Origin of the sequence: Lentzea sp. NPDC060358 (genome assembly GCF_042725365.1) — a bacterium.
Lineage (GTDB): Bacteria > Actinomycetota > Actinomycetes > Mycobacteriales > Pseudonocardiaceae > Lentzea.
Genome location: NZ_JBHXCW010000144.1, coordinates 1 through 19,979, shown reverse-complemented (window position 1 = coordinate 19,979; position 19,979 = coordinate 1). Strand labels below are relative to the sequence as shown.

The following is a 19,979-nucleotide window of genomic DNA, read 5'->3' as shown; positions in this document are numbered from 1 at the left end:
GGCAGGGTCTTGAGGAACCGGAAGTTGATGCTGTCCATCCACTCGGGATCGTCGTTCAGCAGCCGCATCCGCGGGAAGCGGGAGACGAGTTCGGACAGCGCGATCTCCATCTCGGCGACCGCCAGCGAGGCGCCCAGGCAGTAGTGGATGCCGTGCCCGAAGCTGAGGTGGTCGCTCGCCTTCCGCGTCACGTCGAGCCGGTCGGGATCGGTGTAGCGCAACGGGTCGCGGTTGCCCGCGCCGAGCACGAGCGTCACCGAGTCGCCGCGCTTGATCCGCTGCCCGGCGACGGAGAGGTCGCCGAGTGCCATCCTCGTCGTGAACTGCACCGAGCTGTCGTAGCGGATCAGCTCGTCCACGGCGTTGCGCATCAGCGCGGGATCGTCGCGCACCAGCGAGAGCTGGCCGGGGTTGCGCAGCAACGCGAGCACGGCGTTGCCGATCATGTGCGTGGTGGTGGCCTGACCCGCGTCGATGAGCAGCAGGAAGTTCGCGAACACCTCGTCGTCGGTGAACGAGTCGCGCCGGAGCTGGTCGTCGATGATCTCGCTGAACAGGTCGTCGCTCGTGCCCGCGCGCCGGCGCCGCGAGTTCTCGTCGAACGCGTCGCGCAGCGCCTCGATGCGCGGCAGCTGCGCGCTGGACTGGGTGAAGAACTCGTGCAGCAGCCCCTGCCAGTCCTCCAGCAGGTGCTCCGCGTCGGGGCCGACCCCCGCGATGCGTGCGATCACCATGCGGGACAACGGTTCCGACAGGTCGCCGATCACGTCCAGGGTGGGGCCCGCGCGGTCGAGCAGGCCGGTGGTGACCGCCAGCACCTCCTCGCGCATCGAGCGGATCAGCCTGGGGGTGAGGCCGGGGCGGATCAGCTTGCGCAGCCTGGTGTGGCGCGGCGGTTCGGTGAACAGCATCATGTCCGCCAGCGCGGTCGCGAGCGGTGCCATGCGGCCCTGCGACTCGGCGGGCAGCTGCCGGTGGAAGTCGTCGATGCGCGCACCGGAGAGCTGCTCGTGCTTCGACAGCGCCGCCACGTGCTCGTGGCTCAGCACCACCCAGGTGCGCATGTAGTCGTCCCACAGCACGGGCCCGCGGTCGCGCAGCACCCGGTAGAGCGCGTAGGGGTCGCTCGACCACTCCGGCTGGAAGAGGTCGAGCAGGCTCGAGGGTTCCATGCAGCGGAGTGTGGCACGGGGCGCGCGTCGCGGAGGACCACCTGCACCGAGGGCTAAACAGGTCCTCAGAGGACGCTGGAGTGTTTGCGCCACAACTGAATGAGGGTGACCGCCGGACGCGGGCCTCCCTAGCCTTGGCTGGCCGGGTTTCTTCCGATGTAGGAGATGAGGACCCTGATGGCCGAAGTGCTGACGCCACCGCTGCTGGACATGAGCGCCAACGCGTCGCCGATCTTCACGCTGTTCGAGACCGAGGTCGTCGACGAGATCACCGCCGACCACCTCCTGCGGCTCGCGTCGGGCGTGCTCGGCGCGGTGCGGGTGCGGGGCTTCGGCACCACCGAGCAGTGCGCGCAGATCATGCAGGCGCTGGACGACCACCCGATGGGCGGCTACGACGAGGCCGTCGTGTACCCGCCGGTCGCGAAGCTCGGTCCGGCGGCGTACGACTTCTACGGCGCGCACGAGCTCAACGAGGACTACTGGCAGCAGGCAAGCGATGCGGCCGGCATCCGGTCGGCGCTGCTCGGCGGCACCGACCCGCTCGACCACGCGACGAGCACGCTGCGCAGGGCGTGGCAGGGGCCCGTGGTGCCCGCCTCCTCGGGCGGCCGGCCGCTGTTCGCCGGGATGATCCGCGAGACCACGACCGGTATGAAGATGCACTTCGACGAGATCGAGCGGGAGCTGCCCGGCGCGCTCGACCCGCGGCCGGTCTGCCAGCTCGCGTTCAACTGGTACGTCTCGACGCCCGCGGGCGGGGGCGACACGGTCGTCTACCGCCGCCGGTGGACGCCGTCGGACGAGGCGCACCGCGACGGCTACGGCTGGGCCGAGAGCATGGTCGACGGCGTGCCGTTCGCGACCGCGCGGCCCGAGACCGGTGACGTGATCCTCTTCGATCCCCGCAACTACCACGTCGTGCGGCCGAACTCCGGTGACGGCCGCCGAGTCAGCCTCTCCTTCTTCCTCGGCGTCACCGGCCGCGGGGAGCTCGTCTACTGGTCGTGATTCGGCCACTGGAGGTATCAGCCGTGCGGCTCACCCAGCAACAGATCGACCAGTACCGCGAACACGGGTACCTGGTCGTCGAACAGCTCTTCAGCCAGTCCGAAGTGGACGACCTGGTCGCCGCGCTGCACCGCGACGCCGCCGATCCCGGTCCGCACCGCGTCCTGGAGGACGACGGACGGCTGCGCGCCATCTACGCCTCGCACCAGCGCTCGCCGCTGTTCGCGGACCTGGTCCGCTCGCCGCGCCTGCTCGACCCGGTGCGGCAGCTGCTCACCGACGACGTCTACGTCTACCAGTTCAAGATCAACGCCAAGCCGGCGTTCGGCGGCGGCAAGTGGGCGTGGCACCAGGACTACATCGCCTGGAAGATCGCGGACAACCTGCCGTCCCCGGCGCTGGTGAACGTCGGGTTCTTCATCGACGACGTCACGGAGTTCAACGGCCCGCTCATCTTCGTGCCGGGCTCGCACCGCTACGGGCAGTTCCGCGAGGACCGGGCGGGCAACGCCGCGTCCGAGCAGCACCTCGACCCGGACGACATCGCGCTCAAGCCCGCGCAGATGACCGCGCTCGTCGGGGAGCACGGCATGGTCTCGCCCAAGGCGAAGGCGGGCTCGGTCGTGTTCTTCCACCCCGAGATCGTGCACGGCTCGGCGCCGAACATGTCGCCGTTCCCGCGCCGGCTGCTGATCGCCACCTACAACGACGTGGCGAACGAGCCGCGCCCGTTCGGCGAGCCGAGGCCCGAGTACGTCGTCGGCCGCGACACCACGCCGCTGCGCCCCGCCGGAGCCGAGCTCGAACAGGTGTCGGCATGACCACCGGACGTGCCGTCGTGCTCGAACGGTTCGGCGCGCCACTGGCACTGCGGACGTTCCCCGTGCCGGAGGCGGGACCGGGGGAGATGGTCGTCGCCTCCCGGTACGGCGGCATCTGCGGCACGGACCTCCACCTGCAGCAGGGACATCTCGACATCCCGACCCCGCTCGTGCTGGGGCACGAGGGTCTCGGCACCGTCCACTCGCTCGGTGTCGGCACCGACTCCCGGGGCACGCCGCTGGAAGTCGGCGACACCGTCATGTGGGCCTCGTCCATCGCATGTGGACAGTGCGTGCCCTGTCGTGTGCACCGCGAGCCGACGTTGTGCGAGAACCGGCAGACCTACGGCGTGAACCGCCCGGTCTCGGCCGGGCCCGCGCTCTCCGGTTCGTGGGCGGACTACATCGTGCTGCGGCCGGGAACGGTCGTGGTGAAGGTGCCGGCGGGGGTCGACCCGCTCGCGGCCATGTCGCTCGCGTGCGCCGGCCCGACGATGATCCACGCGCTGCACGAACGACGCCCGGTGCGGCTCGGCGAGACGGTCGTCGTGCAGGGTGCCGGACCGGTCGGGCTGGCCGCCGCGGCGCTGGCCCAGCTCTCCGGCGCGGCCAGGGTGGTCCTCGTCGGCGGTCCGGCCGACCGGCTCGCGGTGGCGAAGGCGGCGGGCATCGGCGACGAGCACGTCGACATCTCCGAGGACGGTCACCTGGAGCGCGTCCAGGAGATCGGCGCCGACCTCGTGATCGAGTGCACCGGCGTGCCCGTGGCGGTCGCGCAGGGCCTGCGGCTGCCCCGGCGCGGCGGGTCGTACCTGGTCGTCGGCCAGTACACCGACGCGGGGGACACCCCGGTCAACCCGCACCAGATCGTGTACCGGCAGCTGGACGTCGTCGGCTCGTGGGCGTTCACCGGAGCGCACCTGGTCGAGTACGTGCGGCTGCTGCCCGCGCTGGTGCGCCGGTTCGACCTGAGGTCGCTGACCACCCCGTACCCGCTGGCCTCGCACGCCGTGGCGATGGCGGCGGTGGCGGGCGGAGCGGTGCTCAAGGCCGTGCTGGTGTCGTCGTGACGACGGGGGTCTGGCTGATCGGGGCCCGCGGTTCACTCGCGACGACCGTCGTTTGTGGACTCCTCGCGCTGCGGCGCGGGCTCGTCGCCCCCACCGGCTGCGTGTCGGCGGAGCTCGCTCTCGGCGACGTCTTCCCGGACTGGGACGACCTGGTCCCGGGCGGCCACGACGTCGTGTCCACACCGCTGGAGAAACGGGCCGAGCAGCTGGTCGAGGACGGCGTGGTGCCGGCGCGGGTGTTCGCCGCGATCCGGCCGGAACTGGCCGAGGTCGAACGCGCCCTGCGTCCCGGCTACGACCCGCTGACCTGGCCGGGAACCCAGGCGGACGCGGTGGCCCGGTTGGCCGCCGACCTCGCGGAGTTCGGCGCCGGGCACGACCGGGTGGTGGTCGTGAACGTGTCGTCGACCGAGGCGCCCGCCGCCGCGGAGCACGCGGACCTGGAGGAGCTGGACCGCGCGCTCTCCGTCCCGGAAGCCCGGGTCCTGCCGCCGAGCTCGATCGCGGCCTACGCCGCGGTGCGCGCCGGGTGCGCCTACGTCGACTTCACCCCGTCCACCGGGATCAGGGTGCCCGCGCTGACGGCACTGGCCGGGCGGCGCGGGCTGCCGTACGCCGGGTCGGACGGCAAGACCGGCCAGACGCTGGTGCGCAGCGTGCTGGCACCGATGTTCGAGGCCCGTGCGCTGCGGGTGCGGTCCTGGGCGGGCACGAACCTGCTCGGCGGGGGCGACGGCGCGTCGCTCGCGTCGCCGGACCGGGCCGCGGCGAAGCTGGCCTCCAAGGCGGGCGTGCTGCCACCGGGGACCGAGGCACCGCTGCACATCGACAACGTGCCGTCGCTGGGCGAACGCAAGATCGCCTGGGACCACGTGGCGTTCGAGGGGTTCCTCGGCGCGCGGATGAGCCTGCAGTTCACCTGGGAGGGCTACGACTCGGCGCTCGCCGCCCCGCTCGTGCTCGACCTCGCCCGGCTCGTCGCGGGCGCGCACGCCGCCGGTGCCGCGGGACCGCTGACCGAGCTGGGTTTCTTCTTCAAGGACCCGCTGGGCGGCACCGGGCACAACCTCTTCGCGCAGGCGCGGGCGCTCGCGGAGTGGGCGGAGTCGCTGGAAGGGGGAGGAGCCGGGTGCTGAAACCGGTGGCCGAGCTGGTGCGCGCGCCGGCGGCGTTGACGGTGCTCGGTGACACGGTCGCCGGCTCGGCCACCGCCGGACTTCCGCTGCGGGGCAGGCGGCTCGTCCTGCCGCTGGCCTCCGCGGCGTTCTACTGGGCGGGCATGGCGCTCAACGACTGGGCGGACCGCGAACTCGACGCGGACGAACGCCCGGAGCGCCCGATCCCGTCCGGCCGGGTTCGCCCGGCTCAGGCGCTGGGCGTCGCGGCCGTCCTGACCGGCGCGGGGCTGGGGCTGTCGGTGCTCGGCGGCGGGCGCGGTGCCGTGCGCACCGCCGTGCCGCTGGCCGGGGCGATCTGGGCGTACGACCTCGTGGCGAAGTCCACGCCGGCGGGCCCGGCCGTCATGGCGCTGTGCCGCGGTCTCGACGTCCTGCTGGGCTCCGGGAGCAGGGCGTGGCCCGCGGCGGCCGTGATCGCCGGGCACACCTTCGGCCTCACGACGTTGTCGCGCGGCGAGGTGCACGGCGCGACCGGCACCCAGACCGCGACCGCTCTCACCACGACGGTGGCGGCCGCGGTGGCCTCGATCCGGCCGCGCACCGTCCCGTGGTCCCTCGCGTACCTCGCCACGACAGGCCCGGGACAGCTGGCCGCACGGCACAACCCGACCGGGCCCCGCGTGCGGGCGGCCACGAGAGCGGGCATCCACGCCATGATCCCGTTGCAGGCGGCGATCACGGCCCGGACGGCCCCCACGACCGCGGCGGTGCTCTCCGCGCTGCTCCCGGTGGCGCGCAGGCTGTCGCGGCGGGTGAGCCCGACATGAGCTTCCACCTCGGCTACGGCACCAACGGCTTCTCCAACCACCGGCTCGACGACGCGCTGAGGGTCGTCGCCGACCTCGGGTACACCGCCGTCGCGCTGACCCTCGACCACGCGCACCTCGACCCGTTCGGCCCCGGCCTGCGCCGCCGCGTCGACCACGTCGCGGCCACCCTGGACGCCCTGGGGCTGCGGTGCGTCGTCGAGACGGGCGCGCGCTACCTGCTCGACCGCGACCACAAGCACCACCCCACCCTGGTGAGCGACGACCCCTCCCGGCGCATCGACTTCCTCGGCCGGGCCGTGCGCATCGCCGCCGACCTGAACGCCGACTGCGTGTCGTTCTGGTCGGGGGTCGCGGCGGCCGGTGTCGCGCGGGACCTGGCCTGGAGCCGTCTGCGCGCCGGTGTGGCCGAGGTGCTCGACGTCGCGTCCCGCCACCGGGTGCGGCTCGGCCTCGAACCCGAGCCCGGCATGGTCGTGCAGCACCTGGCCCAGGCGCTCGCGTTGCGCGAGGAGCTCGGCACGCCGGAGCTGCTCGGCATCACGCTCGACGTCGGCCACTGCGTCGCGGTGGAACCGGACAGCGCAGCCGTGTGCCTGCGCACGGCCGCGGACCTGCTGGTCAACGTGCAGCTCGACGACATGGTGCGCGGGGTGCACGAGCACCTGGAGTTCGGGGAGGGCGAACTGGACCTGGCGGGCACGCTCGGCGCGCTGACCGAGATCGGCTACACCGGGGTCGCCGCGGTCGAGCTGCCCCGGCACAGCCACGCCGCGCCCGCGGCCGCCCGTGCCGCGATGACGGCGCTCACCGGTGCCATGACGGACGTGTGGGTCGCGAGTGGACAGACGGACTTCGCCGCCGAGGTCGACCACCCCTGGCTCGTCGCCGCCGAACGCCGCGTCCGGCGCGACCCCGGCGCCGTCACCGCGCTCTACCCGCGGGCGGGGCGGGAGGTCGGCCGGGCCCCGTTGCGGCCGGAGACCGACCCGCTCGGCCTGGTGCACGGCACCGTCGACGACCTGGCCCGCGCCCGGCTGGTCCGCGTGCTCGGGGAGACGCTGCCGGCGGCCAGGCTGGTCGCGCAGGTCCGGGAGCTCTACGACCACGGCGACGACGCGGAGCGCAGGGGAGTGCTGCGGGGACTGCCGCTGCTGCCGGAGTCCGTCGGCGAGGCCTGCGCGGGCATCGCCGAGGACGCCCTGCGCACCCACGACGTCCGGCTCGTCGCCGCGGCGATGGGGGTCAGGGCGCTCGACCAGCAGGTCTGGCGGCACGGTGTGCTGAAGTGCCTGTTCACCGGCGTGCCGCTGGCCGCGGTCGCGGACCTGGGCGAGCGCGCGGACGCCGAGCTGCTGCGGATGGTCGCCGACTACGCCGCCGAGCGCAGGGCGGCGGGCCGCGACCTGCCCGCCGACGCCGAACGACTCCTGGAGAAGTCATGAGGATCTTCGAACCGCACGCCCACATGGTGTCCCGCACGACGGACGACTACGAGCGCATGCACGCCACCGGCGTCCGGGCCCTGGTCGAGCCCGCGTTCTGGCAGGGGCAGCCGCGCACGAGCACCGGCTCGTTCACCGACTACTTCGACACCCTGATCGGCTGGGAGAGGTTCCGCGCCGCGCAGTTCGGCATCCGCCACCACTGCGCGATCGCGCTGAACCCCAAGGAGGCCAACGACCGCCGGTGCGCCGGCGTGCTCGAGCTGCTGCCCCGCTACCTCGCCAAGGACGGTGTCGTCGCGGTCGGGGAGATCGGGTACGACTCGCTGACGCCCGCCGAGGACCACGCGTTCGCCGCGCAGCTCGCACTGGCCGTCGAGCACGGCCTGCCCGCGCTGGTGCACACCCCGCACCGCGACAAGGCGAAGGGCACCCGGCGCACGCTCGACGTGGTGCGGGAGTCGGGCATCGGCGAGGAGAACGTGCTCGTCGACCACCTCAACGAGACGACGGCGCCGCTGGTCGCGGACTCCGGCTGCTGGCTCGGCTTCTCCGTCTACCCGGACACGAAGATGGACGTGACCCGCACGGTCGCGCTGCTGAAGGAGCACGGCACCGAGCGGATGATCGTGAACTCGGCCGCCGACTGGGGCCGCTCGGACCCGGTCGCGACCTCCCGCGTCGGCGCGGCCATGCTCGCCGCCGGGTTCAGCGAGTCCGATGTGGACACCGTGCTGTGGCGCAACCCGGTCGAGTTCTACGGCCGGTCCGGGCGGCTGGTGCTCGACGAGGTCCCCGTCGGGGCCGAGTACCACGGCAACTCGATCCTGCGCGGCGCGCGCACGTGAACCCGCTCTGCTACTGCACCAACGTGCACCCGGCGGAGGACCTGGCCGGCGTGGTGCGCCAGCTCGACGAGTTCGCGCTGCCCGTGCGGGAACGGTTCGGCGAACCCGTGCTCGGTCTCGGGCTCTGGCTCGCCGCCGACGTCGCGCACGGCCTGGCCGGCAACCCCGCGTGGCTGGCCAGGCTGAAGCACGAGCTGGCGGTCCGGGGCCTCGAGGTGCGCACGCTCAACGCCTTTCCGCAGCGTGGTTTCCACGACGACGTCGTCAAGCACCGCGTCTACAGTCCGAACTGGACGGAGCCGTCCCGGCTCGACTACACCCGCGCCTGCGCCGAGGTGCTGCACGGGCTGCTGCCCGACGACGCCGAGGGCAGCATCTCCACGCTGCCGCTGGGGTGGCGCGAACCGTGGACCGCGCGGGACGACGCCGCCGCCCGCAAGGCGTTGACGTCGGCGCTGCGCCGCGACCGGTCGATCCGGCTGGCGGTGGAACCGGAGCCGGGCTGCGTGCTCGACACCGCCGCCGACGCCGTCGGCTGGTTGCGCGATCTCGGCGACGACCTCGTCGGCCTGTGCCTCGACGCGTGCCACCTCGCGGTCGGCTTCGCGGACCCGGCCTCGACGTTCGCGCTCGCCGAGGCGGCGGGCGTGCCGGTCGTGAAGATCCAGGCCTCGGCGGCGCTGCACGTGCCGGACCCCCGTGCCGAGGACGCGCGGCGGGCGTTGCGCGCCTTCGGCGAACCCCGCTACCTGCACCAGGTGCGGGAGGGCACGACGCACCGGGCGGACGACCTGGACGAGGCCCTCGAGCGCCTGCCGGGTGACGAACCGTGGCGCGTGCACTTCCACGTCCCGCTGCACGCCGAGCTGCAGCGGCCGTTGCGCTCGACCACCGACGTGCTCGAGCAGGTCCTCGCCGCCGCGCCGGCCGGTCCGGTGGTCGAGGTCGAGACCTACACCTGGAACGTCCTGCCCGGTCCGCCCCAGGACCTCGTGACCGGGATCGCCGCCGAACTCGACTGGGTGCGGAGAAGACTCAGATGACACCACTCGTCCTCGTCAACGTCGTCGGGCTGACGCCACGCCTGCTCGCGCACATGCCGAACCTGAAGGCCTTCGCGCGCCGGGGCTGGCAGGCGGACCTCGGCACGGTGCTGCCGGCCGTGACCTGCTCGGTGCAGTCGACGTTCCTGACCGGCCGGATGCCCGCCGAGCACGGCGTCGTCGGCAACGGCTGGTACTTCCGCGAGCTCGGCGAGGTCCACCTGTGGCGCCAGCACAACGCGCTCGTGCGGGGCGACAAGCTGTGGGACGGGCTGAAGGTCGCGAACCTCTGCTGGTGGTACGCCATGGGCGCGAGCACCGAGTTCCTGGTGACCCCGCGCCCGGTCTACCACGCCGACGGCCGCAAGTCGCCGGACTGCTACACGCGGCCGCCGGGCCTGCGCGACGACCTCACGCGGCACCTCGGCCCGTTCCCGCTGTTCCACTACTGGGGGCCGACCGCGTCGATCACGTCGACGCACTGGATCAGGCGCGCGGCCCAGCGGGTCCTGCGCGCCGAACGCCCGGACCTCACGCTCGTGTACCTGCCGCACCTCGACTACGACCTCCAGCGGTACGGCCCGCGGTCCCCGCAGGCGGTGGCGGCGGCGCGGCGGGTCGACGCCGAGGTCCAGCCGCTGCTGGCCGAGGCGGAGTCGGCCGGGGCGACCGTCGTCGTGCTGAGCGAGTACGGCATCACGCCGGTGCACCGCCCGGTCGACGTCAACCGCGTGCTGCGGGCCGAAGGCCTGCTGGAGGTCTACACCCAGGACGGCATGGAGTACCTGGACCCGTGGACCTCCAGGGCGTTCGCGGTCGCCGACCACCAAGTCGCCCACGTCTACGTCCGGGACGAGACCGACCTCCCGCGCGTGCGCGACGTCCTGAAGACGACACCCGGCGTGGACGAGGTCCTCGGGCGGGAGGAGCAGGCCCGGTACCGGCTCGACCACGAGCGGTCGGGGGAGCTGGTGGTCACCGCGGACCCCGACTCCTGGTTCACGTACTACTACTGGCTCGACGACGACCGGGCGCCGGACTTCGCGCGCACCGTCGACATCCACCGCAAGCCGGGCTACGACCCGGCGGAGCTGTTCTTCGACGACCCGGTGAAGGGGCGGCTCAAGGCCGCGAGGGCTTTGGTGCGCAAGAAGATCGGGCTGAGGTACACGCTGGACGTCGTGCCGCTCGACCCCTCGCGGGTGCGCGGTTCGCACGGCAGGCTGCCGGAGAGCCCGTCCGACGGCCCGGTCCTGCTGTGCTCCGACCCGGCCGTCCCCGGCTGGGCCGAGAGGCGCGACGGCCTGCGCGCCACCGACGTGCGCCCGCTGGTCGAACACCTGCTGCGCAGGTCCTGAAAAAATACCGGTCGGTCGGTTCTTTCGCTTGACAAAACCGACCGACCGGTTTTGTATTGGGGCCTGGCGGGTCCCCGCCTCACTCACCAGGGGGAGAGAAGATGGACATCAACGTGTTAGGCCCGCTGGCCGCGAGCGTGGACGGCGTCTCGATCACACCGACCGCCGCGAAGCCCCGCAAGGTGCTCGCGACGCTCGCCGTCTACGCCGACGAGACGGTGCCTGTCACGATGCTCCTCGAAGAGCTCTGGGGCGAGGACGTCCCGCGCAGCGCCACGACGACGTTGCAGACCTACGTGTTCCACCTGCGCAACCTGATCGGGTTCGTCCGCGACGACCCGAAGGACGTGCTGCAGACGCAGCCGGGCGGCTACCTGCTCAGCACCGGTGCCGGCGCGGTGGACGCGCTCGAGTTCGAACGGCTCGCCGCGGCCGGTCACCGCGCCAGGGAGGCGGGCGACTTCCACGGCGCGGCCGAGAAGTTCCGGGAGGCGCTGGGGCGCTGGACCGGGCCGGCGCTCGTGGACGTCCAGCAGGGAGACGTCCTCGAGGTCGAGGCGCAGCGCCTGAACGAGGCGCGGCTGAGCGTCCTCGACCGCAGGATCGACGCGGACCTGAGGCTCGGCCGCCACCACGAACTGGTGGGTGAGCTCACCGCGCTGGTGGCCCGCAACCGCACCCACGAAGGACTGTGCGGGCACCTGATGGTCGCGCTCTACCGGTCGGGACGGCGCGGCGAGGCCGCGGACGTCTACCGCAGGACGCGCGCATCGCTGGTGAACGAGCTGGGACTCGAACCGTCCCCGGCGTTGCACCGGCTCCAACGTCTCGTGCTCGCCGCGGACCAGAACCTCGCGGCGGCCGACGACGCCGATTGGCTCCTGAATGTGGGATAGCAGATGACCAAGCAAGTCAGATCCGCGCACACCCGTGCCAGACTCGTCCGCTCGGCGGCGGAGCTCTTCGACGAACGCGGGTTCGCCGGCACGAACATCAGTGACATCACCAGGGCGGCGGGGATCACCAAGGGCGCGCTGTACTTCCACTTCGAGGCCAAGGAAGAGCTGGTCAAGGCCGTCCAGGAGCAGAGCTGCGCCAAGCTCGGCACCGCGGTCGCCGAGCTGTCCGGCACGTCCGCCGTGCAGGCGCTGATCGACCTCACGCACACCCTGGAGAGCTGGCTCGCCACGGACCCCGCCGTGCGCGCCAGCTTCCGGGTCGCCCGCGAGTGCGCCGACCGGGGCGCGCCGTTCCTGGACTTCTCCGTGTCGTGGTCCGCCGCGGCGACCGCCCTGCTCACCAGGGCGGCGCGCGACGGTCAGCTGGCCGAGGAGGTCTCGGTGCCGCCCGTCGTCGTCACCGTGCTGGCGCTGACGGTCGGCATCGAGTCGGTGTGCTCGTCCGGGCTGTCGGGCCTCGACCCGGCGACGCTGCTGGCCGACGCCTGGCGGCTCTTCCTGCCGGGGCTCGTGGGAGCCGCCAGGGTGGGCGACTTCGCGCCCGAGGGGACGATCAGGCCGAGCCCTCGGGGCTGAAGCGGGCCCGCCGCCGCGGCGGCACCAGGCCGGGCAGCACGATCCGCCACATCGTCGTGACGCGCTGCGTGATGTCCTTGCGCTGGGCCAGGACCTCGGAACTCACCTGCACGCCGGTGAACGAGCCGATGACGTACGTCGCGACCTCGTTGACGTCGAGACCCTCGATCAGGTCGCCCTTCGCCTGGGCCTGCACCAGGCACGACTCCACGACGCTGATCCACTGCAGGTAGGCCTTCGGCGTGGGGTCGGCGAACGTGCCCTGCTCGATCACCAGCCGGATGCTGGCCCGCACCCGCACGTCCTCCTGCAGCCTGCGCGCCATCGCGTGGGTCAGGTCGATCACGGTCTGCAGGCCGATGTCCGGGAGGTCGCGCAGGGGTTGCCAGACGGCGAACTGCTCGTCGATGAGCGCGTGGGCGATCTGCTCCTTCGACTGGAAGTGGAAGTACAGCGCCCCCTTCGTGACGCTGGCGTGCAGGAGGATGTCCGAGAGCGTCGCGCCGTAGAAGCCGCTGCCGTCGAACACCTTGGCGGCGGCGTCGAGGATTGCGGTCCGCGTGCGCTCCGCTCGTTCCTGCTTGGCCAACGGGGGTTCCTCCGATCGGACTTACGGTTTCGAACCCGAAGCATAACTTCAGAGAAACCCTCGAAAAAAAACCGGGCGGTTAGTATGTTCTTGGTCAGGATCTCACCACCCACCGCGACAACACCACTCCGGAGGTAGAAGATCGTGCTGACCAGCCGTACCGCCCTCGTCGTGGCAGACGAGGCACCAGCCGGGCCGCCCTGCGCAGGGCAGGTCCTCCACGAGCAGACGGTTCCCCGTCACCTGGTCCACCGCGCGGCGGTGTCCGAGGTGTTCCTCACCGACCTGAGGATCGTCGACGACACGACGTTCAGCGTCGGGGCGCAGTGGCCCCGCGACCACAGCTTCTACCGGCTGCCCTCACCGCACCGGCACGACCCGATGCTGCTCGCCGAGACGATCCGGCAGGCCGCGCTGGTGATCGCGCACCAGGTGTTCGGCGTGCCGCTCGACTGGAAGTTCATGTCCCACGAGACGAACTACCAGATCACCACCGCGGGGCTCGCGCTCGGAGCGCGTCCCGCGGACATCACGCTCACCGTCACCTGCCACGACGTGAAACGGCGCGGCGCCAAGGTCGCGGGCATGGGCATGGACGTCACCTGCCACCGCGACGGGCGCCAGATCGGCTCCGGATCCGTGCGCTGGAGCTGCGTCACCGCCGCCGCCTACCAGCGGCTGCGGGCGGGCGTGGGCGACCGGGTTCCGCCGCCGGGGACACCGGCGCCGTCGGCGCCACCGGTGTCGAGGGGGCTCGTCGGCCGTGACCGCTCGCGCGACGTCGTGCTGTCGCCCCACGACCGGCGGGGGAGCTGGCTGCTGAGGATCGACCGGCGCCACCCGGTCCTCTTCGACCACCCGGTCGACCACGTGCCGGGCATGGTCCTGCAGGAGGCCGCACGGCAGGCGGCCGCGCTGCTGCTCGGCCGGCCGGGACTCGTGCCGGCCGCCCTGCGCTTCACGTTCGACAGGTACGTCGAGTTCGACTCACCGGTCGTCGTGACACCCGTCCGCCGCGCTCCGGCGACGACTGGTGCCCTCGGGGTCGGTGTGGAGATCGAGCAGGACGGCAGGGTTGCCGCGCAGGGCCTCATGGACATGAGGATCGTCGACTGATGTCGGCACATGGGGGATACTGGGGATGCACTGGGGTGAATGACTTCTGGGGGGAAGTTCATGACCGAGAAAGCGATCTTGGTGACCGGGGGCACGGGGTTCATCGGCGGTGCCGCGCTGCGCGCACTCGCCGCCTCGGGACCGGTCACCCACGTCCGGGTCCTGTCCCGGCACCCGCTGCCGGAGTTCCTGCGGGCACGCGGAGTCCTGCACGTACGCGGTGACCTGACCGACCCGTCCTCGCTGCGAGGGGTGTGCGAGGGCGTGACGACGGTGCTGCACCTGGCCTCCCAGGTCGGCCGTGACGAGGAGCTCTGCGACGTGGTGAACCGGCACGGGACGACGGTGCTGCTGGCGGACGCCCGCCGGCACGGCGTCTCGCGGGTCGCCTACATGAGCACCACGTCCGTCTACGGCCACGGCGTCCACAGAGGACTGTCCGAAGCGGACGCCCGGCCGCTGCCGGTGTCGGCTGCCTCGCGCAGCCGCCTGTTCGCCGAGCAGTCGGTGCGGGAGTTCGGCGGGGTCGTCCTGAGGCCGCACCTGGTCTACGGCGTCGGTGACGTGTGGTTCATCCCCACGTTGCTGCGCCTGCTGCGGCGGGTGCCCTCCTGGATCCAGGAGGGCGCGGCCAAGGTGTCGGTGATCTGCGTGGACGCGCTGGGGGCGGTGCTGTCCGCGTTGACGAGGATTCCCTGGCGCGGCGGGGAGACCTTCCACGTCAGCCATCCGCGCCCGGCGAGCTTCCGGTCGATCGTGCGGACGGTCTGCGCGGGGTTGCGCCTCGACCTCCCGGAGCGGTCGCTGCCGGCCGCCGAGCACCGGGAGGCCGCCCGCAGGGAGATGCCGGAACTGACGGACCACCAGCACGAGCTGCTCGCGTCGGACCACTGGTACGACAGCAGCCGGATCTGGCGGGAGGTCAGGCAGTACCCGGGACCCGGATTCGCGAGCGGGTTCGCGCACGCTACCGGCTGGTACCGGAGCCTGCTGCCGGTCGCGTGAGCTGTCCGCGGTGCCGCCGTTGCCCGGGGCGGCGGCACCGTTCGCCGCACGTGGCGACCGGAATCTGTCCTCAATTCGTCCAATTCCGAGCCGATCGCATTAATGCGCGGATCGCCGGCCGTGTCACCGGCTTGGGTGCATTCGGGTGTGCTCCGGCGACAAATGCGATTTGGCCGCCGTTCGTGCGCTAGCTTGGCCGCTGGGTGCCCGGGGCATCTCGCGGTCGAGCTGGACGGGGAGGGCCGTTGACCGGTTTTCGAGTGGTGACCTCGGCGGTGCGCGAGGAAGCCGCCAAGTGGGACGAGTTCGCCTCCGAGATGGCGCCCGTGCGCAGCGCGGTGTCCGGGCTCGCCCTGTCCCCGTTGGCGTTCTTCGCCGCGGACGCGGTCACCTTCGCGGTGTTCCCGCTGGCTCTGCCGGCTCCGCCCGAGGAGCTGCACGACCTGTACGAGGAAATGCGCTCCTACGTGGAAAGGCTCGCTGCGGAGGCGGAAGTGGAATTCCGGGAGATCGGCGCGACGCTGCGCAAGATCGCGGAGACGTACGAACGCAGTGAGGAAGTCGTCGAGCTCGACCTGGATCAGGTCTTCTAGATTCGGGGTGCGGGAGAATGGACAGTGTCGGGGCGTCCTACCGCCCGGCGTTGATCGAAGCGCTGAACGACGCGTTCCGCCTGGCGGGTGAGGCGGTGGAGCTGCTCGTCGACAACTTCGACAAGGGCATCCACAACATCAACACCAACCCGCTCGTCCGCCTGGCACCGGACCTCTTCGGCAGGCTGGAGCAGGCGGTGGACGAGCTGCGCGAGTACGTGGACGCCTTCGTCAAGGTGATGCTGGGTTTCCTGAAGCACCACGCCCCGGTCGTCGCGCTCGTCCAGGCCGGGTTCGACTGGCTCACCGTGATGCAGAAGCCCGTCTCGGACATGGCCGCCCGCGCGGGTGACCAGAGCGGCAACAAGAACTTCGGGCAGTGGACCGGCCCGGCCGCCCAGCACTACCACGCGCAGGTGCTCGCCCGGCAGCAGAAGGCGCTCGACCAGTTCGCCCCGAAGGCCGAGGCCGTCAGCAAGTGGCTCGTCCAGATCGCGCAGACGAACATCAAGCTGCTCAACACCTACGCCGACAGGATCGGCAACTTCGTCGCCAAGGCGGTCTCGGCGGTGGTCTCCGCGGGCACCATCATCGGTGCGCTGGAGGCGATCGGGGACGCCGCCGAGATCTGCGGGGAGCTGATCGCCTCCGCGGTGACGGTGTTCGGCGACAGCGTGGAGCACTACACCACCGTGGTCGCCTCCATGCGCGAGATGTACAGCACGCGCACCAGCAACAGCGCGTTCCCCGACGAGTGCTGGCCGCGGGCGGTGACCTGAGACGTGCTCGAAGACCGCCTGCGCGCCCTGGAGCTGGCCGAGCTGCGCCTGCCGCCCGGTGCCGCGACCAGGACGTCACCACCTCCGGAGCCGCCGGCCGCACCCGCGGACCGGTACCAGGCGAGCGATCCTTCGCGATCGTTGCGGGTGACCGTCGATCCGGACACGAAGGTGCTGCGGTTCGACGTGAGCAGCGGCTGGCAGACGCGGCTGTCCGCCGGCGAGTTCGGTCCCGCGCTGATGACCGCCTACCTCGACGCGGTGCGGATCGCGGCCACCGCGCCGCGGCGACCGCACCGTGCCGAACCCGGACCGGTCTGCTCCCGGAGCCGGTCCGACTCGCCCGACCTGGACGAGTGGCTCGCCCAGGTCAGGCAGGACCAGGCCGCCATCGGGCGGGGGCTGCGCGAGGGCAGGGAGAACGTCGCCGGGGTGTCATTCGACGTGACGGTCCTGCACAGCCCGTACGGCCTGGTGACCTTGCACGTCCGCAACGGCGCGTTGGTCGAACTGGTCGCGAACGTGGCGGCGCTTCCGCGAGCGAACTCCGGACAGCTGCACCAAGACCTGTGGGCGGTGTTCAGTGCTGCCGGACTCACGTCGGATCGCGGTACGGCACCGGCGAGTGCGTCCCGGCACCGTCCTCGTGCCGGGGAAGCCGATCCGGAAGAGGACCTGTGGAAGGGACTGGGGGCGCGGTGAGCCGGTCCGCTCGACTCGCCGGCGTGACGGCGCTCGTGCTGAGTGCGGCCGCGTGCACCGGCGGCGGCGCGGTGATCGGCACACCGCGGGGTGCCTCCGCCGTGTCACCGGTGTCGGTCACGACGCCCGCCCTCCTCGCTGCCAAGTACACGGCGCTCCCGACCTGCCGGGAGGTGACGCAGAGGGTGACGGGCCTGCCGCCGTTCCGGTTCGGCAACGAGAGGCCCTCGGCCTCCGACATGCTCACCGGGTGCGAGTTCCAGCGCATCCCGGACTGGCCGCGGGTGAACCTGAAAGCCTCGGCGTGGCGGGACGAGAACGGCGACATCTCGTCTCCGGCAGGGGAGGGCCGGGGAGCGCTCAGGGCACGGGAGGCCTACGACGTGACCTCCAGGCCGGGCGCCGATCCGGCCGACGACGGCACAGCCGGGGACGTGGCGGTCGGTGAGAAGGCCAAGTGGCTGACGCCGAAGGACCGGGACAACTGCACGCTGATGATCCTGGACGTCAACGCCGTGCTGATCCTCGAGTACAAGCCGGCGGACAAGCCCGAGCCGAGATCACCGGAGTGCCGCGACCCGTTGCGCGGACTCGCGAAGTCGTTCTACGACGCGGTGCAGAGGTAGCGGGTGATGGTGGCCGCGAGAGGGCACAGCGCGGCGGTGGCCAGAGCACCGAGAGTGGTGTTGGTGGCCAAGATGAGGCGGACGGTCCTCATGGCAGCGGTGAGGACCTCGCCACCCCGTTCGCGCATCCGGGCCTCGTAGCGCTCGATCGCCTCGGTGAGAGCGGTTCCGGAGAGCGCGTCGAGCAGGTCGGCGGCGTCCTGGATGGCCGCGCCCGCGCCCATGCCCGCGGTGGGCGGGGTGGCGTGCACGGCGTCACCGAGGGCGGTGATGCGGCCCGCCGGCCAGGGGGCGAGGTCGCCGGCGCGGGTCGAGGCGGCGTTGAAGCGGAACGCGGCCACGCTGCCGGGATCGGTGCGCGCGATGACCTCCAGCGTGTGCGCGGCCCACCGGTGCTCCCGGAACCGGTCGAGCAGCGCGGTGCACAGCGCGGCGCCGTGCAGCTCGCGCAGGGAGTCGGTGCGGGCGGACTCGGGGAACATCGCTCCCCAGATGTAGGTCGGGCCGGTGGTGACCGACCTGCTCAGCTCCGGTGCGTCGAGGGCGGCGTTGCCGATCGGGTCGAGGAAACCCACGTAGAGCGCGGCACCCCGCGGGCCGATGCCCATCGTCGACCGGGTGCCGAGCCGGCGCTGCTCGGCGGTGGTGAGATCGGATCGCCGGGTGCGGCCGGAGAACCCGATGATCCCCGCCGGGCGGTTGGTCGGGGCCGCCGCCAGGTGCCGGGCGACGAGCGAGTGGGTCCCGTCGGCGCCGACCACCAGGTCCGCCGAGACCGTGGTGCCGTCGGCGAAACCGACCCGCGGCCGGCCGTCCGCGCCGGTGCCCACGTCCGTCACGGCCTTCCCCAGGTGCAGGTCCGCGCCCACCGCCTCGGCCAGCAGCACGCGCAGGGTGATGCGGTCGACGTCGATGCTCTTGCTGCCGGACAGGTCCGGGCCGTACCCGAGCGCGCGGCCGCGGTGGTCGAAGAACACGTCCCGGTCCCGCAGCCTCAGCGCCGATCCCGACGCCAGCAGCCCGCGCAGGACCTCCGGCGCGACGAGCCGGTCGAGAGCCGACAGGGCCCGCTCGTCGAGGGTGATGTGGTAGCCGCCGGTGGCGGTGACGTCGGTGTCGCGGTCGAACACCGCCACCTCGTGCCCGTGGCGCCGCAGCCCGGCACCCAGGGCGAGCCCGCCGATCCCTCCTCCCACGACGACTACGTGCAGGCGCTGAGAACCGTTCGTTGTGTGCATGAGACCGACACTGGCAGCAGTAGTGGACACCGAGTGGCCACTACTGCTGCGAGGATCGAGCCATGGCGACCACGTCACATCGCGCGCTCCAGCTGCTGTCCCTGCTCGGCTCGCGCGGGACGTGGCGGCTGCGGGACCTGTCCGCACGCCTGGAAGTCAGCGACCGCACCGTGCGGCGCGACCTGGAGACGTTGCGCGAACTGGGCTATCCGGTCGTGACCGTGCGCGGACCCGAGGGCGGGTACCGGCTCGGCACCGGGCACACCCTGCCGCCCCTGCTGTTCGACCACGACCAGGCGCTCGCGATCGCCATCGCGCTGCAGACCGCGCCCAGTTCCGTCTTCGGCCTCCAGGACGACACCGCCCGAGCCCTGCTGACCGTGCAGCAGGCCATGCCGGACACGCTCCGCGCCGCCATGGAGTCCTTGCGCCTCACCAGGTTGCGCAACTACTGGGAGTTCCCCGCGCCCCCGATCGACCCCGCCGCCCTGACCGCCGTCGGCACCGCCGTGCGGCTGCGCCACGTCCTCGTCGTCGAGGTCCTGCGTCCCGACGGGACGCGTGCGGCTCCCGGCGAACCGGACTTCGCGGCACCGCACCGGATCGAGCCCCACCACCTCGTGGTGTGGGCGGGGCGGTGGTACCTCATCGCCCACGACCTGGACGAGCGGCGCTGGCGGGTGCACCGGGTGGACCGGCTGCACCCGCGCCCCACCGGCACCGGCTTCGCACCCCGCGACCTCCCCGGCGACGACCTCGCGCAGTTCGTGATGAGCAGCCACGACCGCGGGGACACCCCGGCGGCCTGGCAGTGCACCGGCAGCGCCCGCCTGGACCTGCCCGCGCACGTCGTGGCCCGCTGGGCGCCCGGCGGGTCCGTCGTCGAGCACCTCGACGAGGGCCACTGCCGCCTCACCCTCGGAGCCTGGTCCTGGGCCGGCATCGCGGGCATCCTCGCCACGTTCGACACCGGCCTCACCGAGCTGCACCCGCCCGAGCTCCTGCGCGCCTGCCACGACCTCGCGCGTCGCTACGCCGCCATCACCGCGCCGGTCTCGTGACAGACCACGGGCACGTCACCGA

Annotated in this window: 21 protein-coding genes; 18 read left to right on the top strand and 3 right to left on the bottom strand. The window is 72.3% G+C overall.

Annotation, left to right across the window (positions count from 1 at the left end; all coding sequences use genetic code 11):
- On the bottom strand, positions 1 to 1,172 hold a 1,172-nt coding region (locus tag ACFWGZ_RS26635; RefSeq protein WP_382454302.1), incomplete at its 3' end, for a cytochrome P450.
- Positions 1,173 to 1,337: 165 nt separating this feature from the next.
- Here ACFWGZ_RS26635 and ACFWGZ_RS26630 point away from each other — a divergent pair.
- From ACFWGZ_RS26630 to ACFWGZ_RS26580, 11 genes are all read left to right on the top strand, one after another.
- Positions 1,338 to 2,183, top strand: a complete 846-nt coding sequence (locus ACFWGZ_RS26630; RefSeq protein WP_382454301.1) for a putative 2OG-Fe(II) oxygenase — start codon at positions 1,338 to 1,340, stop codon at positions 2,181 to 2,183.
- Complete coding sequence (locus tag ACFWGZ_RS26625) at positions 2,180 to 3,004, top strand: phytanoyl-CoA dioxygenase family protein (RefSeq protein ID WP_382454300.1); 825 nt, start codon at positions 2,180 to 2,182, stop codon at positions 3,002 to 3,004. Before ACFWGZ_RS26630 ends, ACFWGZ_RS26625 begins: the two co-directional genes overlap by 4 nt.
- A complete protein-coding gene (locus ACFWGZ_RS26620) occupies positions 3,001 to 4,074 on the top strand; it encodes a zinc-binding dehydrogenase (protein ID WP_382454299.1) in 1,074 nt (357 codons plus the stop codon). Before ACFWGZ_RS26625 ends, ACFWGZ_RS26620 begins: the two co-directional genes overlap by 4 nt.
- Positions 4,071 to 5,210 (top strand): inositol-3-phosphate synthase, encoded by a 1,140-nt coding sequence (locus ACFWGZ_RS26615; RefSeq protein ID WP_382454298.1) that lies wholly within the window; start codon positions 4,071 to 4,073, stop codon positions 5,208 to 5,210. The genes ACFWGZ_RS26620 and ACFWGZ_RS26615 overlap by 4 nt, the downstream gene beginning before the upstream one ends.
- Positions 5,207 to 6,019 carry an SCO3242 family prenyltransferase gene (locus ACFWGZ_RS26610; RefSeq protein WP_382454303.1) on the top strand — a complete coding sequence of 271 codons (813 nt, stop codon included), beginning with the start codon at positions 5,207 to 5,209 and terminating at the stop codon, positions 6,017 to 6,019. Before ACFWGZ_RS26615 ends, ACFWGZ_RS26610 begins: the two co-directional genes overlap by 4 nt.
- Positions 6,016 to 7,464, top strand: coding sequence for an EboA domain-containing protein (locus ACFWGZ_RS26605; RefSeq protein ID WP_382454297.1), 1,449 nt, complete (start codon positions 6,016 to 6,018; stop codon positions 7,462 to 7,464). Before ACFWGZ_RS26610 ends, ACFWGZ_RS26605 begins: the two co-directional genes overlap by 4 nt.
- On the top strand, positions 7,461 to 8,312 hold the full coding sequence (locus tag ACFWGZ_RS26600) for a TatD family hydrolase (protein ID WP_382454296.1): 852 nt from the start codon (positions 7,461 to 7,463) through the stop codon (positions 8,310 to 8,312). The genes ACFWGZ_RS26605 and ACFWGZ_RS26600 overlap by 4 nt, the downstream gene beginning before the upstream one ends.
- Complete coding sequence (gene eboE, locus ACFWGZ_RS26595) at positions 8,309 to 9,355, top strand: metabolite traffic protein EboE (protein WP_382454295.1); 1,047 nt, start codon at positions 8,309 to 8,311, stop codon at positions 9,353 to 9,355. Before ACFWGZ_RS26600 ends, eboE begins: the two co-directional genes overlap by 4 nt.
- Entirely contained in the window at positions 9,352 to 10,713 is a 1,362-nt protein-coding gene (locus ACFWGZ_RS26590) for an alkaline phosphatase family protein (protein WP_382454294.1), read from the top strand. The genes eboE and ACFWGZ_RS26590 overlap by 4 nt, the downstream gene beginning before the upstream one ends.
- A gap of 101 nt (positions 10,714 to 10,814) precedes the next feature.
- A complete protein-coding gene (locus ACFWGZ_RS26585) occupies positions 10,815 to 11,609 on the top strand; it encodes a BTAD domain-containing putative transcriptional regulator (RefSeq protein WP_382454293.1) in 795 nt (264 codons plus the stop codon).
- A gap of 3 nt (positions 11,610 to 11,612) precedes the next feature.
- The gene (locus tag ACFWGZ_RS26580) at positions 11,613 to 12,248 is read left to right on the top strand and encodes a ScbR family autoregulator-binding transcription factor (protein WP_382454292.1); all 636 of its coding nucleotides are present in this window, start codon (positions 11,613 to 11,615) and stop codon (positions 12,246 to 12,248) included.
- Here the strand turns inward: ACFWGZ_RS26580 and ACFWGZ_RS26575 are convergent.
- Positions 12,226 to 12,837 carry a ScbR family autoregulator-binding transcription factor gene (locus ACFWGZ_RS26575; RefSeq protein WP_382454291.1) on the bottom strand — a complete coding sequence of 204 codons (612 nt, stop codon included), beginning with the start codon at positions 12,835 to 12,837 and terminating at the stop codon, positions 12,226 to 12,228. The genes ACFWGZ_RS26580 and ACFWGZ_RS26575 overlap by 23 nt on opposite strands.
- Before the next feature lie 144 nt (positions 12,838 to 12,981).
- Between ACFWGZ_RS26575 and ACFWGZ_RS26570 the strand changes: the two genes are divergently transcribed.
- The 6 genes from ACFWGZ_RS26570 to ACFWGZ_RS26545 all read left to right on the top strand — a co-directional run bounded on the left by ACFWGZ_RS26570 (position 12,982) and on the right by ACFWGZ_RS26545 (position 17,658).
- On the top strand, positions 12,982 to 13,953 hold the full coding sequence (locus ACFWGZ_RS26570) for a ScbA/BarX family gamma-butyrolactone biosynthesis protein (RefSeq protein ID WP_382454290.1): 972 nt from the start codon (positions 12,982 to 12,984) through the stop codon (positions 13,951 to 13,953).
- Positions 13,954 to 14,013: 60 nt separating this feature from the next.
- Positions 14,014 to 14,958, top strand: coding sequence for an NAD-dependent epimerase/dehydratase family protein (locus tag ACFWGZ_RS26565; protein ID WP_382454289.1), 945 nt, complete (start codon positions 14,014 to 14,016; stop codon positions 14,956 to 14,958).
- A gap of 245 nt (positions 14,959 to 15,203) precedes the next feature.
- Positions 15,204 to 15,551: a hypothetical protein gene (locus ACFWGZ_RS26560; protein ID WP_382454288.1), complete on the top strand. Its 348-nt coding sequence runs from the start codon at positions 15,204 to 15,206 to the stop codon at positions 15,549 to 15,551.
- 17 nt (positions 15,552 to 15,568) lie between these two features.
- A complete protein-coding gene (locus ACFWGZ_RS26555; protein ID WP_382454287.1) occupies positions 15,569 to 16,330 on the top strand; it encodes a hypothetical protein in 762 nt (253 codons plus the stop codon).
- Positions 16,331 to 16,333: 3 nt separating this feature from the next.
- On the top strand, positions 16,334 to 17,032 hold the full coding sequence (locus ACFWGZ_RS26550; protein ID WP_382454286.1) for a hypothetical protein: 699 nt from the start codon (positions 16,334 to 16,336) through the stop codon (positions 17,030 to 17,032).
- Between the two features lie 23 nt (positions 17,033 to 17,055).
- Complete coding sequence (locus ACFWGZ_RS26545; RefSeq protein WP_382454285.1) at positions 17,056 to 17,658, top strand: hypothetical protein; 603 nt, start codon at positions 17,056 to 17,058, stop codon at positions 17,656 to 17,658.
- On the opposite strand, the gene ACFWGZ_RS26540 is transcribed toward ACFWGZ_RS26545, so the two are convergent.
- Entirely contained in the window at positions 17,637 to 18,896 is a 1,260-nt protein-coding gene (locus ACFWGZ_RS26540) for an FAD-dependent oxidoreductase (RefSeq protein WP_382454284.1), read from the bottom strand. The genes ACFWGZ_RS26545 and ACFWGZ_RS26540 overlap by 22 nt on opposite strands.
- Positions 18,897 to 18,958: 62 nt before the next feature.
- On the opposite strand from ACFWGZ_RS26540, the gene ACFWGZ_RS26535 reads away from it, so the two are divergent.
- The gene (locus tag ACFWGZ_RS26535; protein WP_382454283.1) at positions 18,959 to 19,957 is read left to right on the top strand and encodes a helix-turn-helix transcriptional regulator; all 999 of its coding nucleotides are present in this window, start codon (positions 18,959 to 18,961) and stop codon (positions 19,955 to 19,957) included.
- Positions 19,958 to 19,979: the final 22 nt, after the last annotated feature.

Bases quoted from the DNA above. Each gene is read 5' to 3' on its own strand.
- ACFWGZ_RS26630 (WP_382454301.1), top strand. From the start codon at position 1,338: ATGAGGACCCTGATGGCCGAAGTGCTGACGCCACCGCTGCTGGACATG.
- ACFWGZ_RS26620 (WP_382454299.1), top strand. From the start codon at position 3,001: ATGACCACCGGACGTGCCGTCGTGCTCGAACGGTTCGGCGCGCCACTG.
- ACFWGZ_RS26605 (WP_382454297.1), top strand. From the start codon at position 6,016: ATGAGCTTCCACCTCGGCTACGGCACCAACGGCTTCTCCAACCACCGG.
- ACFWGZ_RS26600 (WP_382454296.1), top strand. From the start codon at position 7,461: ATGAGGATCTTCGAACCGCACGCCCACATGGTGTCCCGCACGACGGAC.
- ACFWGZ_RS26590 (WP_382454294.1), top strand. From the start codon at position 9,352: ATGACACCACTCGTCCTCGTCAACGTCGTCGGGCTGACGCCACGCCTG.
- ACFWGZ_RS26585 (WP_382454293.1), top strand. From the start codon at position 10,815: ATGGACATCAACGTGTTAGGCCCGCTGGCCGCGAGCGTGGACGGCGTC.
- ACFWGZ_RS26580 (WP_382454292.1), top strand. From the start codon at position 11,613: ATGACCAAGCAAGTCAGATCCGCGCACACCCGTGCCAGACTCGTCCGC.
- ACFWGZ_RS26565 (WP_382454289.1), top strand. From the start codon at position 14,014: ATGACCGAGAAAGCGATCTTGGTGACCGGGGGCACGGGGTTCATCGGC.
- ACFWGZ_RS26555 (WP_382454287.1), top strand. From the start codon at position 15,569: ATGGACAGTGTCGGGGCGTCCTACCGCCCGGCGTTGATCGAAGCGCTG.
- ACFWGZ_RS26540 (WP_382454284.1), bottom strand. From the start codon at position 18,896: ATGCACACAACGAACGGTTCTCAGCGCCTGCACGTAGTCGTCGTGGGA.
- ACFWGZ_RS26535 (WP_382454283.1), top strand. From the start codon at position 18,959: ATGGCGACCACGTCACATCGCGCGCTCCAGCTGCTGTCCCTGCTCGGC.